Annotated in this window: 9 protein-coding genes; 4 read left to right on the forward strand and 5 right to left on the reverse strand. The window is 45.5% G+C overall.

Annotation, left to right across the window (positions count from 1 at the left end; all coding sequences use genetic code 11):
• Positions 1 to 114 precede the first annotated feature (114 nt).
• Positions 115 to 1,326, forward strand: coding sequence for a multidrug effflux MFS transporter (locus tag EO131_RS16675; protein WP_127024949.1), 1,212 nt, complete (start codon positions 115 to 117; stop codon positions 1,324 to 1,326).
• Here EO131_RS16675 and EO131_RS16680 read toward each other — a convergent pair whose 3' ends face one another.
• The 4 genes from EO131_RS16680 to nagB form a co-directional block, all read right to left on the reverse strand.
• Positions 1,327 to 2,409: an anhydro-N-acetylmuramic acid kinase gene (locus EO131_RS16680; RefSeq protein WP_127024952.1), complete on the reverse strand. Its 1,083-nt coding sequence runs from the start codon at positions 2,407 to 2,409 to the stop codon at positions 1,327 to 1,329.
• Positions 2,406 to 4,016 carry a glycoside hydrolase family 3 protein gene (locus EO131_RS16685; protein WP_241243883.1) on the reverse strand — a complete coding sequence of 537 codons (1,611 nt, stop codon included), beginning with the start codon at positions 4,014 to 4,016 and terminating at the stop codon, positions 2,406 to 2,408. The genes EO131_RS16680 and EO131_RS16685 overlap by 4 nt, the downstream gene beginning before the upstream one ends.
• Positions 3,982 to 5,286 (reverse strand): MFS transporter, encoded by a 1,305-nt coding sequence (locus EO131_RS16690; RefSeq protein WP_127024955.1) that lies wholly within the window; start codon positions 5,284 to 5,286, stop codon positions 3,982 to 3,984. The genes EO131_RS16685 and EO131_RS16690 overlap by 35 nt, the downstream gene beginning before the upstream one ends.
• Before the next feature lie 135 nt (positions 5,287 to 5,421).
• On the reverse strand, positions 5,422 to 7,332 hold the full coding sequence (gene nagB / locus EO131_RS16695) for a glucosamine-6-phosphate deaminase (protein ID WP_127024958.1): 1,911 nt from the start codon (positions 7,330 to 7,332) through the stop codon (positions 5,422 to 5,424).
• A 191-nt stretch (positions 7,333 to 7,523) separates the two neighbouring features.
• On the opposite strand from nagB, the gene EO131_RS16700 reads away from it, so the two are divergent.
• Together EO131_RS16700 and murQ are read left to right on the forward strand one after the other, a co-directional pair.
• Positions 7,524 to 8,273, forward strand: a complete 750-nt coding sequence (locus EO131_RS16700; RefSeq protein ID WP_127024961.1) for a DeoR/GlpR family DNA-binding transcription regulator — start codon at positions 7,524 to 7,526, stop codon at positions 8,271 to 8,273.
• A 3-nt stretch (positions 8,274 to 8,276) separates the two neighbouring features.
• Complete coding sequence (gene murQ, locus EO131_RS16705) at positions 8,277 to 9,092, forward strand: N-acetylmuramic acid 6-phosphate etherase (protein ID WP_127024964.1); 816 nt, start codon at positions 8,277 to 8,279, stop codon at positions 9,090 to 9,092.
• A gap of 7 nt (positions 9,093 to 9,099) precedes the next feature.
• Here the strand turns inward: murQ and EO131_RS16710 are convergent, their stop codons facing one another.
• Complete coding sequence (locus tag EO131_RS16710) at positions 9,100 to 10,218, reverse strand: PQQ-dependent sugar dehydrogenase (RefSeq protein WP_127024967.1); 1,119 nt, start codon at positions 10,216 to 10,218, stop codon at positions 9,100 to 9,102.
• 157 nt (positions 10,219 to 10,375) lie between these two features.
• Here EO131_RS16710 and EO131_RS16715 point away from each other — a divergent pair, with 157 nt between their 5' ends.
• Positions 10,376 to 18,682 (forward strand): T9SS type B sorting domain-containing protein, encoded by an 8,307-nt coding sequence (locus EO131_RS16715; RefSeq protein ID WP_127024970.1) that lies wholly within the window; start codon positions 10,376 to 10,378, stop codon positions 18,680 to 18,682.
• Positions 18,683 to 18,723: the final 41 nt, after the last annotated feature.

Here is an 18,723-nt window from a genome sequence, read left to right on the forward strand (position 1 = left end):
GCAGAACAAGTAAAACCGGACACAATCACAAACTATAACGTTGGAAGTGTTTCCATAACATTAAAGCTTTCATAAAAGCTTTAATGGTCCAAGGGGTATGCCTATTTTTGCACCATGCAAAAAACAGCCCAGAAACCCAATTTTGAATTTGTGGCCCTGATGGCCGCTTTGATGTCCATTGTGGCATTGGCCATTGATGCCATTTTGCCCGCCATTTCCAACATTGGGGAGGCCATCCATAGCTATGATTCCACGGATAACCAATTGTTGGTAACGATGATTTTCTTGGGACTGGGTGTGGGACAACTCTTTTTTGGTCCCATTTCGGACAGTTTTGGGCGAAAACCAGTTGTGTATTTGGGTTTTTCCATCTTTTTGGTGGCCAGTATCATCTGTTTGTTTGCACCATCCTTGGAAATTATGGTGGTTGGACGGATATTACAGGGTATTGGACTTTCCGCGCCACGGACCATTTCCATTTCCATAATACGCGATACATACCATGGTGATTATATGGCCAAGGTCATGTCGTTTGTGACTGCATTTTTTATTTTGGTGCCTGTTGTGGCTCCTGCCATTGGCAAATTGATTTTGGACGCCGCCGGCTGGCAAGCCATCTTTTATGTGCAAATGGTCTTTGTGTTTGTGGTGGCCCTATGGTTTTGGAAAAGACAGGAAGAAACACTTCATCCTGAATATAAAATACCCTTTACAAGGCATGTTTTTGTGGATGGCCTCAAGGAGTTTATGAAGTATAGGGAAACCATCGCTTTTACCTTGATTTCTGGGTTGGTGACTGGTGCGTTTTTGGTGTATTTGAGTTCCGCTCAGCATATTTTTGAAGATCAATATGCTTTAAAGGAAGTCTTTCCCTACATTTTTGCTGGGTTGGCCATTTCCATCGGGTTGTCCACTTTTTTGAATGGTACCCTGGTGATGCGATTTGGCATGCGAAAATTGTCTTTGATGGCCACTATTGTATTCTGTTTGGTGGCTTTGACCTACACGCTTTTGTTCTTGAATTCGCCCAATCCCAGTATTTATATTTTGGTCGGCTTTTTATCGATCCAATTTTTTTGTTTGGGATTCATGTGGGGTAATTTCCGTTCCATTGCAATGGAGCCCATTGGGCATATCGCGGGAATTGGTGCAGCCATCAATGGTTTTATATCAACTGTGTTGTCCATTCCCATAGCTACCTTCATTGGTGAGTTCGTGAAAAACAGCGTATGGCCCCTGTTTGCAGGTTTGGCCATTTGCGGTATGTGTGCGTTGGCTATTTTTCTTTTGGTGCATCGACCCAAAAAGAAAATGGCTACGGCGTGATCAATTTCCTTCTGGGAAAAATACTTCACCACTACAGGAATCTTCAATGGCTCCCGTAACCGATGATAATACATTGATTTTGCCTTTTAGGCGCAAGACTCCCATCAGGGCAAATACCAAGGCTTCTTTGTAGGCAACCAAGGTTGTATCGGGCACCACGACCGTAATGTCAGTTCCCAATTTATCTTGCAGGGTTTCCATAAAATAACCGTTCAAGGCTCCGCCACCGGTGGCCAATATCCTTGATTGGGGTTTTGTGGCATAGGTATGGGCCACGGCTGCTATCTGTTCGCAATTATGGTGAATGAAGGTATTCAAAAGGTCCACATTCGTAGCTTTCGAGGCTTCTATCAGTGGAATAATTTTGGCAGTAAACCACTCATAGCCTGTTGATTTCGGATAAGGAAGGGCGTAGTATTTCAACCTATTTAGTTGATTGAGCAAGCCTTGGTCCAAATTGCCCGATCGGGCCAATTGGCCATCGTCATCATAGGACAGGCCCATTTTGTGGGTGATGAAGTTTAGGGGCATATTTGCCAATCCGATATCGAAAGCAATACGTTCTCCTTCCTTTTCAAATGAGATGTTGCTTATACCGCCCAAATTGAGGCAAAATTCGTAATCGTGGAAAAATAACCGATCTCCAATGGGAACCAAGGGGGCACCTTGTCCCTTTAGGGACACATCCTTTGTTCTAAAATCACAGACCACCTGTTTGCCACTGGTGTTGGCCAGGACTTGGCCATCACCCAGCTGAAAAGTGATGCCCTCTTTAGGGCGATGGTGAGAGGTATGGCCATGACTGGCAATGAAATCCACCTCTTCACCCAATTCTTCAATAAATACTTTAGCTTGTTCCCCCAGCCAAACCCCATAGTCCTTATGGAGTTGTGCATGATCTTCCTCGGAGAGATAGATGGCATTTTTAAGATAGTCCCTCATCTCATCAGTGTACGAAACATCCTTGGTGTGTTTTATGGAAAAGTGCCAATGATCGTTATCTTCCCAAATATGGCAATAGGCCATGTCCAATCCGTCAAGGGAAGTGCCGGACATCAACCCTAAAACTTTATAAGTCCTCATACGGTAAATGTTTTTAGAGCAATGGGTAATTTTCCTTTCGCCGAAATTTGATTGTCAAAATGTTTAAACGCCGCTTCCTGAAATTCGGGGAAGTCTTGATAGACCACCACCACATTGGAGGATGGTTTTAGCGCAAGGAGGTCCAAAACATACGGGTTGCCAAACAAGTAGAGCAACACATTATTGTTGGCAATGATTTGTTGAATGGCCTCCAAAAGTTTTGGATCAAATCCGAAGTGATCTTTAGGTTTGACCGCAGGTGGAAAAATGCTCAAAACCACTTTCTTGTTCCGGGGTAGTTCCTTTTTTTTCAACTCCAACTCCACGGAGGAGAGGCCTAGTTGGTTTTCCAATTGTTGGGCAAATAAGTTGGGCTTGGTATTGTTGACGGTTATATGGAGGGCATCCTCCTGCTTGCATACCAAAATGCCATCGGGATTTCCGTAGAGTTCTGTTAAGGTGTTTTCAGCAACGGAACCGTTCAACTCACTTTGTTGCTGAGGTGTAAGCGTTTTTAAGTCAGGAGTTGGGGCAAAGGCGCGTTCCTTTAGCTTCCAAATGCGTTGAAAACTAGCTTCGATGCGCTCTGGGGCTGCTGTTTTCAGAATTTGCTGTATGCCTTCTTCCACATGTTCGCTAAAGCAGAGTACATCCAAACCGGCCAAAAAAGCTTCACATTCCAATTTTCCTTTTTCGGAGTAGGCTTTGGATACGGCATGCATGTTTAGGGCATCGGAAATAACAACACCGTTAAAACCCAACTGTTTTCTCAACAGTTCTTGGATGATGATAGGGGAAGTTGTGGAGGGGTTATGGGCATCCAATTGTGGGAGCGATAGGTGTCCAACCATAACGGAATCCACACCATGTTTGATCAGTTTTTGAAACGGGAACAATTCATTTACCAACAAGTCATCCAATGATTTATCGATAACGGGAAGCCCTAAATGGGAATCGGTGGCCGTATCGCCATGTCCGGGAAAATGTTTGATGGAATTCAAGGTTCCGCTACTGGCCATGCCATCCACAAAGGCCTTTGCTTTTTGAAGCACCATCGATTTGTCATCTCCAAACGACCGATAACCGATTACCGGGTTTTCGGGATTGTTGTTGATGTCCACCACCGGTGCCAAGTTCCAATGAATGCCCGCTTCCCTGCAATCGAGCCCGATGGCCCTTCCGACCTCTTGGATAAGCGCCAAGTTGTCTTGTAAGGCGCCCAAGGTGATCGCATAAGGATATTGTGGCGTGTTCTCAATGCGCATAGCGAGGCCCCATTCGGCATCTATGGCCACCAATAAGGGTATTTTTGCCACTTTTTGATACCGTTCGATTAGTCCTTTGAGCCGCTCGAGACTTTGTTCATTGTAAACGATTTTTTTCTTCCCCTCAAAATTGGTGGCGGCACTGGCCCGACTATGAAAGAAGCAAATGGAACCCACTTTGCCGGCTGAAATCAGTTGTTCCATTTTTTGGACTTCTTCCTCAGAATCGTTGATGAAAACAGCGGGCATGAACAATTGTCCCACTTTTTCTTCCAGGGTCAAATCTGGTTCGGGAAGGGTATGCGGTTTATTGGCCATCGGTTTCCATCGTTTTTTTGCCATAATCGGCCGGATAATTCAAATAACGAAGCACGAGAAAGGCAGGTAAGGCGGCGATGACCACCCAAATGAAAAAGCCATCATAGCCCAACCATTCTTGAATATAACCACTCAACATGCCGGGGAGCATCATCCCCAGCGCCATAAAACCTGTTGCAATGGCGTAATGTGAAGTTTTTGATGCCCCTTCTGCCACATAGATCAAATACATCATAAAAGCAGCAAAGCCAAAGCCGTACCCGAACTGTTCCAACACCACGGTTCCGACCACTGCATAAATGCTAGTGGCTTGTGTTACGGCCAAAACCGCATACAGGGCATTCGGAAGATTTAATGCCAAAAGCATCGGCAGCATCCATTTTTTAAGGCCATCTCGAGAGATTACGATGCCCCCGACAATACCTCCAAGCGAAAGCATGATGACCCCGACGGTTCCATAAATGGTACCTACCGCTTCAGTGGAATACCCCAGTCCGCCAACTTCCAATTTGTCCAATAAAAAGGGGGAGGCCATTTTCACCAACTGGGATTCTCCCAATCGGTAGGTCAGGACGAACATAAGGGCCAATCCGATTTGCTTTTTGCGAAAAAAGGAGGCGAACACTTCCCAAAAACTTACCGGTTTTTCACCTTTCTGTGGTATTGCTTCTTCAAACTTGGGTGCCGCAAAAAAGTTGGCCAAAGTAAGTATGATCATCAGTACAGCAGCACTGATCATGGTCATGGACCAGGCTTTGGTGTTATCTCCATATGTATTTTCCAAATAGCCGGCAAAAATCACCAACAATCCCTGACCCGTTATCATGGCTAAACGATAAAAGGTACTCCGCAGCCCAATAAAAAAGGATTGTTTTTTTTGGGTAAGACCAATCATATAATACCCATCCGAGGCAATGTCATTGGTAGCGGATGCGAAAGCGGCCATCCAAAAGAAAGCCAAGGTAATGGTGAAAAAAGCATTGGAGGGCAGAAAGAGGCCAATTCCCAAAAACGCAAGGGCCACGACCAATTGCATGGACAAGAACCATTTACGTTTGGTGCCATTGATATCCACCAAAGGGCTCCAAAGTGGTTTTAAGACCCAGGGAAGATACAGCCAACTGGTGTACAGGCCAATTTCGGCATTACCGATTCCGAGGCGCTTGTACATGATCACCGAAACCGTTACCACGAGAATATACGGAATGCCTTGGGTGAAATAGAGAAAGGGGATCCAGAGCCAGGCGTTTTTGTCTTTTGGTGTTTTGTGGGTCAATTCCAAGGGTTCGGTCATAAAATCTGGTATTTCAAGGGTTGGGTTTTCAGCAACGCCTTTTCAAAATCCAATAAAAAAGGTCTACTTGTGCATTAAATGTAGACCTTTTTATAGATTGATCAAAACAACAATTAGTTCAAAATTTGTTTTTGATTAGATAAAATGATAGCGAACAAAACCTTCCATTGCTTCATATTCGGCCATTCCAAGTGCGTTGTAACGGAATGCCGTTTCCTTGTTTCGTTGTTCGGCGCGTTGCCAGAACTCCCTTTCATCGTTTCCAGGGAACATGGCGCTATCCTTTTGGGATTGGTGCTTGAAGATGGCGTTTTTCTTACGGGCCATATCCTTGGGTCCAATCGGAATGGCCATTTCCATATCCGCAATGTCCCATTCTTGCCAAGCACCTCGGTATAACCATACGTAGCAGTTTCGAATCCATTCGGCCCGATCATCCACCAAGCGTTGCAAGGCTTTAAAAATAGATTCCAAACACACGCGGTGGGTACCGTGTGGGTCAGAAAGGTCACCCGCTGCAAAGATTTGATGGGGTTTCAATTTATTGAGGAGGTCGTAGGTGATTTGAATATCCTCCTCGGAAAGTGGTTTTTTCCGAACCGCTCCGGTTTCATAAAAGGGAAGGTTCAAAAAGTGGGCATTATCTTCATTGACGCCACAGTACCTGCAGGCTGCCAAGGCTTCTCCTTTTCGAATCAGCCCTTTGAACTCTTGAATTTCGGGACTGTCCACATCGCCTGGCTTTTTATTGGCCAGGAATTTGCGCACCTCTTTGAACTTTTTCTTGAGCTCTTTGTTCTCTTGTTGAATGTCCGTGGCAAAGTCCAGGAATCGGATTACTTCATCATCAAAAACGGCAATGTTTCCTGAAGTTTGATAGGCCACATGAACGTTATGTCCTTGGTCTACCAATCGGAGCAAGGTTCCACCCATGGAGATTACATCATCATCTGGGTGTGGACTGAAGATCAAGGATGTTTTTGGGTAGGGCTCTGCTCTTTCAGGTCGTTGGCTATCATCGGCATTGGGCTTGCCACCGGGCCATCCGGTTATGGTTCGTTGTAGTTGGTTGAACACTTTTAGGTTGATTTGCTCCGCAGATCCAATCTCGGCGATCAAATTTCCCATCCCGTATTCGTTATAGTCCTCGTTGGTAAGCTTTAGGATGGCTTTGCCCAATTTTTCGGACAACCAGATGGTAGCAGACTTGATCAATTTGTCGTTCCAGTCGCATTCCGTTACCAACCAAGGTGTTTTCACCCGTGTCAAGGATGATGCTGCAGCGCCGTCCAACACAAAATCACAGTTTTCATGGTGCTGTAGGAAGGTGGCGGGTACGGATTCCATGATTTTACCTTCAACGGCTTGATGGATAATGCTTGATTTACCTTCGCCCCATGCCATCAAGATGATCTTTCGTGCACTCATAATGGTGCCGACCCCCATGGTTATGGCTCTTTTGGGAACATTTTCTTCCCCAAAAAAGTCACTGGCTGCATCCAATCGGGTAACACGGTCCAAACGGATCAAACGGGTTTTACTGTTCAGTGTAGATCCAGGTTCGTTGAAACCGATGTGACCTGTACGTCCGATTCCCAATATCTGAATATCGATTCCCCCGACGTTCTTGATTTTCTCCTCATAATCCTCACAGAACTTACGTACTTGATCCATGGGCAGGCTTCCATCGGGAATGTGCACATTTTCTGGGTCAATATCGATATGGTCGAACAGGTGTTCGTTCATAAAACGTACATAACTATGGATGGAGTCTGGTTGCATGGGAAAATACTCGTCCAAGTTAAAGGTGATTACATTCTTGAAGCTCAATCGTCCTTCCTTGTGAAATTGCACCAAATACTCGTACACTTTGGTGGGAGTGGAGCCAGTGGCCAAACCAAGAACTGCTTTTTTGCCCTGTTCTTGTTTTTGTTTGATCAAACTCGCAATCTCATTGGCAACGGACAATGAGGCTGAGTTTGAATCTTCATGGATTAGGGTGTGGATTTTTTCGAATCGTAATTCTTCCGAATAGGGTTGATACATAACTTTTCAATAAATAGTCAGCAAAAAACTGAAGAGTGAATTGCAAATGTAGGCAAAAAACAGCATTAACTGCATTTTAATGCAATAAAATTAGAATAATTTGTTAAAACAGCATATTATTGCATAATAATTGCAATTTTTTGCTGTTTTGTGAAGTGATGAATGCAATTGGTTAATTTTGTCGCCTGCATATGTTAAAAGAAGAAAGACATCAATATATCCTGAACGAGGTGGGCATCCACAATAAGATTCTATTGTCCGATATTGCGGATCAGCTCAAGGTTTCAGTCGATACGGTACGACGTGATATCAAGGAACTTCACGACGCCAAACAATTGAAAAAGGTACATGGTGGTGCCGTTTCGTTGGGATTCAACAATTTTAATCCTACCGGAAAAAACATTTATTCCCTCGAAAAGAAGTCCCAGATTGCGGACAAGGCGTTACAATTGATCAAGGATGGACAGGTGATTCTATTGAGTGGGGGCACCACCAATCTGGAATTGGCCAGAAAACTTCCGCCCAAGATGAAACTGACCTGTTTTACGCCAAGTTTGCCCATTGCCACCCAATTGTTGGGAAAAAGCAATGTGGATATCATCTTTATTGGTGGGCATGTTTCAAAGGATTCGCAGATAACGGTAGGTGGCAGTGCCATCAACACGCTTTCCGATATAAAGGTCGACATTTGCTTTTTGGGAACCAATTCCATTCACCCCAATGAAGGTTTGACCGAGTTTGATTGGGAAATTGTGCAAATGAAAAAAGCCATGATACAAAGTGCAAGGCAAGTGGTTTCTCCATGTATTTCTGAAAAAATCGGATCTTTACAGCGCTATAAAATTTGTGATGTGGAGGAGTTGGACGTCTTGATCACGGAATTGGATCCGTGGGATGTGAAACTCGATGCATTTCGAAATAGGAACATACAATTAGTGTAGGCAGTGACAAACAAGCATAACAAAATTACCGAAGCACCGTCCTTGTACGATCACTTGGAACAAATGGAAACCTTGGAAATTGTTTCCAACATCAATAACGAAGATAAAAAGGTGGCAGATGCCGTTGCGTTGGTACTCCCCAAAATTGCCCAAGTGGTGGACGAAACAGCCAAGCGGTTCGAGAACGGTGGACGGCTTTTTTATATAGGGGCCGGAACCAGTGGCCGGTTGGGGATATTGGATGCTTCTGAAATACCGCCCACCTTTGGCATGCCGCATGATCGGGTCATCGGATTGATTGCCGGTGGCGATAGGGCCATTCGAAAAGCGGTTGAATTTGCCGAGGATGATACCCAGCAAGCCTGGAAAGATCTTAAAGAATACGACATTAATGATAACGATGTGTTGGTAGGTATTGCAGCTTCGGGCACCACGCCTTATGTGTTGGGGGGTATTGAAGATGCGAAGGCACATGGGATTCTGACAGTTGGCATTACCAACAATCCTGGGTCGCCTTTGGCACTGCAATCGGATATTCCCATTGAGGTAAACGTTGGGCCGGAGTTTTTAACCGGAAGTACCCGGATGAAAAGTGGCACAAGCCAGAAAATGGTGCTCAATATGATTTCAACAGGGGTGATGATACGTATTGGCCGTGTGAAGGGCAACAAAATGGTGAACATGCAATTGAGCAACACGAAATTGGTGGATCGCGGTACCCGTTACCTTATGGAGGAACTTGGTTTGGATTATGAAGCCGCTGAAAAAGCCTTAAAACAATATGGCTCTGTAAAGCTGGCCATCGATGCTCTAAAATAGGACCAATTTACTTCGGGACCAATCGGTAAACGCCTTTTCCCTCAACACCCACATAAATATATCCATCGGGTGCCTGTTGTACATTGCGTACCCGACCTATCTCATCCAATAACTTTTCACGATAGACGACGTTGTTATTTTTAATTTCCAGGCGTTCCAAATATTGAAAGACCAATGAGCCTACCAACAAATTACCTTTCCATTTTGGATATTTGTCCGAAGTCACAAAACACATGCCCGAAGGTGCAATGGAAGGGGTCCATTGGTAGAGCGGCTGTTCCATACCAGGTCTGGAAGTTTCATCTGTAATCTTGGTGCCACTGTAATTGATGCCGTAAGTAATGATGGGCCAACCATAGTTTTTACCTTTCTGGATGATGTTGATCTCGTCACCACCGCGAGGTCCATGCTCGTGCTCCCAAAGTTGGCCTGTTTCGGGGTGAAGAGCCAATCCCTGTGGATTGCGATGACCATAGCTAAAGATGGCTGTTTTCGCACCATTCTTGCCAACAAAAGGATTGTCGGTGGGTATTCGACCATCATCGTGTAGGCGATAGATTTTGCCCCCATCCCGGGTGATATCCTGTGGATTCACGTCCCTGTCGCCCCGTTCACCAATGGAAAAATAGAGGTATCCCTCGCGGTCAAATTCCAATCGGGAGCCAAAATGTTGTCCCCGAGTAGTATTGGGAGTGGCTTTGTAGAGTAATTCTTTGTTTACCAGTTTATTATCGGATATTTTGGCGCGCATGATGGCTGTATTGCCCCCTTTGCCGTCACCTTCACTGGAAGCATACGAAAAATAGATCCACCCGTTTTTGGTATAATTGGGATGGAGTTCAATGTCCATCAAACCACCTTGGCCCCTGTTGTAGACTTCGGGTAAATTATTGATTTCAATAGTCTTATCTGATTGGTATAGGTATAGTTTTCCAGACTTTTCGGTCACCAAAATACCTCCATCTGGTAGAAATGCCATGCCCCAAGGGTTTTGGATGCCACCAATGACCAATTCCTCAGTAAAATCAAGAGTTTTGGGAAGATTTATGCCCGAATCGGACCTCTGAGCACAAGATGTACTAAGCAGTACAACGAAAAAATAAGGAAATAAGGTACTTTTTTTCATAGTTTTACGTTGAAATAATAGATTTTATAGATAAACGGTCATTTTTTTATCGACCGGGTGTAATGAATATAAAGAGAATTATATAAGAATAGATAATTACTATAAAAGAATATTACGAGCCCAAATCTGACATATTCTTCTTAACAAGACTTAACCTATGCTACCACAAAAAACAAGGCATGTATTGTATGTCGTGTTGTTGGTGTTCATATCTATCTTCGGTTCAACAGTATTGGCAAAGACAGCGGTCAAACGAATTTTGACCGATATGGTTTCCACAATGGTTGCGCCGGAAAAAGAAGAAGAGGTTGAAACCAATTCCACAGTAATCCCAATCGCGGAAGAAACCTTATTTGCGTCCAGCGCCATGTTTGCCACCATCATTGTTGGGGCGAACGAAGAAGTGGTGTGTCCCAATGATGGAAGTACCCTTGCCAAATTCTTTCTATGTGGAACCAGTGATATCCGTACACTTTCCCTGAGTCAAACGGGAAGCAGTTATCAATGGCAAAAATTAGATCCCAATACCTGTGCACCCACAGTAGTGGATGATTGCCCCACCATAAATGGTGCTTGTACCTGGAATACGGTGGGTACGGGACCAACTTACAATCTATCGTCATCGGGTGAATTTCGTGTACGGGTCGATTCTGGCCAGTATTATTATTTCAAGTCCACCCTAAACCCACTAGATCCACAACTGATCAAAGAGGATATAATCTGTGGGAATTCGGGTAGGGTAGAGGTGACCAACGTGCCTGCAGGCTATGAATACAGTTTGAACAGTCCTTCCGGACCCTACCAAGATGCTCCATTCTTCGATATAACATCACCAGGGGATTATAGGGTATATGTGCGGTTGAAAAATGTATCGGCCAGCGCCTGTGTGTTTCCTTCCAATATGGTGACCGTTGGCGATTTGGACATTAACGTGGATGTAACCGCCAATGATATTCTTTGTAGTGGCGAATTGGGAAGCATTGATGTACAGGTCTCTGGTGTACCCGGTTTTTATACGTATCGTTTGGTGAAAAATGGAGTTACCGTGGATACTTTTGGTCCCAACGGCTCCGATACCTACACTTTTGCCAATGTTAGCCCGGGTACTTATAGTATTCGTGTGGAGACCAATAATTGTTCGGAAACCGTCACTACCGATATTGACGGGGATCCTATACAAATAGGTAACGGTATTGCTCCCCTGGCCGTATCGGCCACAGCATCCGACAGTTTTGGATGTGGTGCCTCATCCGTAAATGTGAATTTATCCACTACAGGTGGAACGGCTCCGTATCGCTACAGTGTTGATGGCGGTGCGTTTAGTGCCCCTTATTCCGGAAGCACAACCTTTGCCGTTACCACTGCCGGCACCTATTCCATTTTGGTGGAAGATGCCAATGGCTGCCAACGTAGTGCTGCAGTAGATGTACAGGATATTCCTCCACCAGTTTTCAATTTTACCGAAGAAGATGCCAATTGTGGGGGTGCCAATGATGGACGCATCAACATTAACGTGACCAACGGATACGGTTATGAAATTGTGTACAGTATCAACAATGGTGCGACCTTCCAAGTGAGCAATGTTTTTTCCAATTTGGCTCCCGGCAACTACGATATTGTTTTAAGATATGAGCAGGATTCATTTACCTGTACCACAGCACCACAAACCGCAACCATTGGTACACCATCTACAATAACAGCTATAGCAACACCCAATTCTGTGCCTACCTGTACCAATGAGAATGGAGGTCAAATTACCATTTCTGGAGTTGCCGGGGGAACGGCACCTTATGAATACAGTATTGGAGCAGGTTTTGGAACCAATCCGGTTTTTCCAAATTTGGGAGTTGGATCATACACTCCTATGATTCGGGATGCCAACGGATGTGTTCAGGCACTTCCCGATATCGTATTCAATGCCTTGAACAAACCAACAGATATTGCATTCAGTATTTCAAGCCTGGATTGTATCACTACAACAGCATCACTGGATTTGACCATTGCAGGAGGGACAGGTCCGTATACCTATGAAATTATCGCGCCTGCTGCAAGTGCAGTGAACAATGGCAATAACAGCACTTTTTCTGGATTGGGATTGGGAACCTATACGTTTAGGGTTACCGATTCAGAAGGATGTTCCTACGATGAAAATTATGCCATCACGGATATCAGTTCCATAGGCGTCCAGGCCCAACAAACAAGGGTGGTAACCTGTGTTGGAGATTCGGATGGTGAAGGACGTTATTTGGTGGATGGATTTAACACCACATATAGCTATAGTATCGACTCTGGGCCTGTATTTACTGGCCAAAGTAGTGGTATAGTGCCTTTGACCGGATTGGCTGCGGGGAGTTATGTTATTGCTGTGACCGATGAGGAAACCAATTGTACCGATACGGCCACATTGGTCATCGAAGAACCTGCAACAGCCTTTGCCGTTTCAAGTTTGGATGTGACCGCCATGAGTTGCCAGAATGGAAATATCGGGGCAGTCCGCATCAACACTGTTGGAGGTTGGGGTGGTAACCGATATACTTTGACCCAACCCGATGGTTCCACAAGAGGACCCAAGAATGGCAGTACGTTTTCCAATCTTTCACAAGATGGTCTGTACCAAGTTTCGGTAACCGATGCCAATGGCTGTACCGTGACGGATAGCTTTACCTTGACCCGATTGGATGCACCAACATTGACTTTGGACAATGGGGCTTCGGATTTCTGTTATGATAATTTTACGGCGTCCACTTTGGTGGTGAATGCCGCTGGTGGTTTGGCTCCGTATCAATATCGAATCAACAATGGGGTGTTGGGGCCGAGCAATACTTTTGCTGGCTTAACACCAGGAACCTATACCATTGAGGTGGTAGATGCCAATGATTGTAGGGATACAGTAACTGCAACCATTGAACCGCAAGTAATTGCCAATACCACAACCATTCAGGAATTGGATTGTGCCGGTCCTCCTGGACAAATCCAGGTGAATATATCCAATGGGTATACCTCAGGGGGCAATTATGATATTTATGAGGTAAGTATCAACGGGGCTCCATATACATCCGATAACAACAACATTACCGGGAATTCATTTGTGTACAGTATTCCCAATGATGGTTCCATCATTACGGATACCACCTTCCAGTTCTTGATTACGGACAGTAGGGGTTGTACAACCCAAACCAATGTGGTGACCATTTCGCCACCGGAGACCATTGCAGGGTCAGTGGTTGCGACCGATACCCAGTGTGGTGACAATACCAGTGGCATTGTAGAATTGATTCCGGATACTACACAAGGGGTGCCGCCATATCAATTCAGTAATGATAATGGTGCCACTTTTGGCAATCAAAATATTTTCTCCGGATACGGACCGGGTACCCACGGTGGATTCGTGATCCGTGACAGTCGTGGCTGCGTTAGCCCTGCCTATGATGTGACTATTGCACCCAGCGCTCCATTGGATGCTACGGCAACACCTACCAATGCAGTTTGTTCCGCTGGATCTGTAAACGGTTCCATTTCAACAACCATAAATAATGGAGTGGCGCCTTTCGATTACATTCTGTTGGATGTGGCCGGTAATTTGGTGGCTTCATCAACCGGAACCGCCAGTACAACGGTAAACTTCCCGAATTTGCCTTTGGGCAATTATACGGTGGTGACCACCGATGCCCAAGGATGTCAGGATAGAGATGAGGTTATCATCGATCAAAATGTTTTGGATTTGATTCCTTTGGACCCCAATCCAGCTATCTGTTCTGATACTACCTTCCCATATCGGGTTCAGGCCACAGGAGGAACGGGCCCCTACGAATTCCGATTGGTGGGTGAACCTACTTTCAATCCGGCCACTTCAGGTGGTGATACATATGATTTTACTGGGCAAGTGGTGCCAGGAGTTACCTACTTTGTGGAGGTAAGGGATGCTTTGGGTTGTACCTATATTGAAGAAATAGACCCCATCGGGCCTTCCAACCCTGTTGCGGTCACCGCTACATCAACGGCAGCATCCTGTAATGTTTCGGGTAGTGGTTCCATTGACTATGAAGTTTCTGGAATTTCTGCCGGTGATTTTACTATTACCCTTCAAAATACAGATACCGGAGCAACGGTTGCTGGTCCCACATCGTTGACGGGAGAAACTATTCCTTACAATGGAACTTTCACAGGTTTGGCCCCTGGCAATTATCAAATTGTGGTTAGGGACGATACAAACGGCTGTAGCGGCAGTACCTTGGTATTCATCAGCTTTAGTTCGCCGACCATCGCCATCGATAATTTTGTGGAAGCCACGTGTAATGCTGGGGCATTGGTAACCGTTCGTGGCTTTGGAAGCACCGAACCTTATAATTACGCTTATGTGCCAGCAGGAAGTCCTGCTCCAACCACTTTTGCGCCCACAACCACGTTTGAAATTCCAGGACCGTATCCGTCAGCTTATGATTTCTATGTACAGGATGCCAATGGGTGTACCGCTTTGACCACATTGACAGTGACGCAAGAAGCTGGTGTGCCCTCTCCCACAATTGATGTGGTGAATCAATGTACGGCCACCAGTGGATATCAAATTAATATGTTGTCGCCTTTGAGCACTGGTTCTGGTTTGCCGGAAGAAACGTTTCAATATGATATCGGTAGTGGCTACCAAACAGGTTCCACGTTTATTGTTCCCAATCCTGGATCTTATGTGATCACTGTGAGGGATGGCAATGGATGTACCAATACCGTAACTGCGGAGGTATTCGATTTCTTCTCGATTTCTGCCGATGCCACTTCATTTCCTACCTGTAATGCAGGGGATGGGGTGATTACCGTAAACACCACCGGGGGAAGTGGCAATTTTGAATACCAATTGCGGGATGCTGGTACTTTGGCCAATATTGGTCCAGCGCAATATACCAATGTGTTCAACAATGTGTTGCCCGGTGACTATAACATTTTAGTAACCGACTTGAGTTCGAACACCTCACCATTATGTTCCGATGAGGCGATTGTTAATGTGTCAACTGTGAATTCACCGATCATTACGGCGACACCCAGCAGTGATGTGACCTGTTTTGGAGCCGATAATGGAACAATTGCCGTGGAATTACAGCCAGGAAGTGATACGGATACCCCATTGAGCTATATTTTGTACGTCGGGTCCAGTTCAACTATTTGGGCAGGACCACAAGGTTCCCCAGTATTTGATGACCTTCCACCCAATACCTATCAAGTGGAGGTAGTTTCGGATAGGGGTTGTACCGATCGTACGACTGATATTATTATTGGTGAACCGACCCAACTGATGGTGAATGCCATCAATACCGATTTTAGCTGTAATCCTTCCAGTAACCAGTTCAGTACGGCAACCATTACCATTTATACCGATACCAATGGTGATGGCTCCGGCACCTTAACGGGTACAGGTCCCTATACCTATAGTATGAACGATGGTACCCCTCAATTTGATGGGACCAACTTCCAGACCAGCAATACTTTTGAGGTGATTGATAATGGGACCAATCAGACCATAACATTGACTGCACGCGATCAAAACGGTTGCGAGGAAACAGCTACGGTGACCATCAATACGCCAACGGATATTACCTTTAGTTACAATGTAAATCCATTGACCTGTGATGTTACGGGAACAGGGGTAAGCCCAGGTTCCATTGACATCATCATCAATGAAGGTCCGGGCAACTACGAAGTGGAAATTTTGCCGTTGGGCTCGGAACCCGCCAGAAATTCAGGTGGCTCGGATAGAGTAACCTGGGACATAACTACTCCCGGTGACTATATTTTTGCCGTAACGGATATAGGCAGTGGTGGATGTTCTTATTTGACCACCACCATCAATATGCCCGAGTACAATACTATTGAAGCAACCATTGCCGAAGTGGCACCTGTGACCTGTTTCAACGGTTCCGATGGGGTTATCAGTCTGGCCATCAACAATTACAGTGGTCAGTACAATTACGAAGTGTTCAGCCGCGACAACGCAGGGGTTGAAACGTCTACAGGTGTTACGGGTAGTTTTGATACCAATGCACCGATCAACACCCCAGAATTGATCAACAATGTGCCTGCCGGTAACCTTGTGGTTCGTATCGAGGCCCTGGATAGCCCGTTCTGCGATGTAGTGAGTAATGTAGTCACGGTTCGTTCTCCAGATAGGGCTTTGACGGTAAATGCCGTACAAACATCCCCGGTAACCTGTAATGTGCCCGGTTTGGGTGAAATCACGGTTGCAGGAGATGGCGGTTGGGGTACTTATGAGTACCAATTGATCGCCCCTGATGGATCTACGGTATTGGTGGATTACCCAAACACCAATCCTGTTTTCCAAGATTTATCAACGGGAATGTATACGGTAAATGTGCGTGATGTTAGAGGATGTGAGTCATCGACAACCATAGATTTGCCGTTGCCAACACCTATTTCGGCGGATATCCGGATAGTTAACCCGTTGGCATGTAACAATGACAACGACGGAGCCATAGAAGCATACAACATGGCCGGAGGTCAAGGTCCGGGCAATTATTTGTTCCAATTGAACCGATTGACCGATGGTACCAATAGTGGCCTTCAGACTACACCAACCTTTGCGAATCTTTCAGCAGGGGATTATACCATCACCATTTTTGATGGCTGGAATTGTAGTTTTACAACAGTGCCCATCACGGTCCAAGACCCAGAAATTGTGGTTGCCGAATTGGTGGAATTGCAACCACCAGGATGTGGGGATCTGGGTCGGATGGAATTGACAGTGACCAATCCAGAGCCTGGGGTGGATTATTTCTACCGTAGGGCAGGAACCACAGATCCTTTTGTGCCTTTTGGTACAGGGATGACCAGTGTGGAAATCACTGCCGATATTACCTTGGACCCAGGACCCTTCCAGTATGATGTTCAAAATTCCAATGGTTGTCCGTTTGAAAAATCCAACCAAATTTCGTTGGATCCTGCCGCACCATTGGTGATTGCGTTGGATTTGACCAATGCCACCATCAACTGTGCCGGTGAAGCGACGGGTATTATCCGTTCCGAAGCTTTTGGAGGCATCGGTAGCTATGTGTACACTTTGGTGAACTCGAACACCTTGCCACCGAGTGCGGCCACTATTGTACGCCCTGCGCAGAGCTCCGGTATTTTTAGGGAATTGCCACCAGGAACGTATTATGTCTTCGCCCAAAGTGGTGGTTGTGAGGCCATTTCCGACCCCATTGTTATTGATCCGAAACCACCTTTGGTGTTGGATTATTTGGAGGCAGTACCTGTGGTTTGTGCCGGCGATGCCAACGGACAGATCATTATTGAGGCCAGTGGAGGTTCCGGTTCCATCCGGTATTCTATTTCGGATAATTTAAGTGAGTTCTTTGAAGGGAACGATCCCATGAATCCGAACCGAAGGATATTCACCGATTTGGCACCTAGGACCTACGATATTATTATTCAGGACGATTTGGGCTGCACCATTACCCGAACTGTGGAAATTACACAACCCATGGAGTTGGTGGCAGGGGTTGCCTCTACCACACCAGAAACCTGTATGGGCGATGGGGATGGCACGTTGACCTTGAATGTTTCAGGAGGAACTGCACCGTACTTTACCAGTGTCAATTCTGCCGATGATGCCGATTTTGTGCAAAATGATACCATGTTCTTCGATAACCTTCAAGGTGGGGAGACCTATGTCATCTTTGTGCGCGATGCCAACGGTTGCCAGACCAATGTGGTGGCCGAAATTGGAATCGGGGTGGATGTACAGGCCGAACCGATTGTGGAATATGGCTGTGATGGTATCTTCCCGAATAGTACGGCCACTGTTGCCATAGGGGATAGTTCACAATTACCACAGTTATTGTTCTCTTTGGATGTGGACGATATTCAAATGGCGACAGAGCAGCGAACCTTTGGAGATCTGCCTGCCGGAGAACATACCGTTTACATTTACCATGAAAATGGCTGCGTCACTTTTGTGGAGTTTGAAATCGAGGATTACCAACCGTTGACCCTGGAAGCCATAAAATCCGGTCCGAATGAAGTTACCGCAATGGCAACCGGTGGCTTTGGAGGCTATGAATATTTCTTCCAAGGGGAATCCTATGGAGAAGAGAATATTTTCAATATCACGTTCGATGCCAATATCAACATCATGGTCCGTGATCAAAATGGATGCGAGGCCAATTTGGTGATGCCGTTCAATTTTGAAGGTATGCCCGAAATGCCAAATTTCTTTACGCCGGATGGCGACAACCTGAATGATTACTGGTATCCAGAAAATCGGGAATTCTTCCCCAATATCGAAGTGATCATTTACGATCGTTATGGTAGGGTAGTGGCCCGATTGGACCAAGTGAAAAAATGGGATGGCAATTACGAGGGCAAACCATTGCCTACCGGTGATTATTGGTATGTTGTGAATGCCAACGACAATGAAAAGCAACAGTTTGTGGGTCACTTTACCCTGTATCGGGAATAGTGGACGTTCCTAATATTGACCAACAGTGATTTAGGTCATTT

It is taken from the genome of Flagellimonas beolgyonensis (assembly GCF_003992615.1).
Lineage (GTDB): Bacteria > Bacteroidota > Bacteroidia > Flavobacteriales > Flavobacteriaceae > Flagellimonas > Flagellimonas beolgyonensis.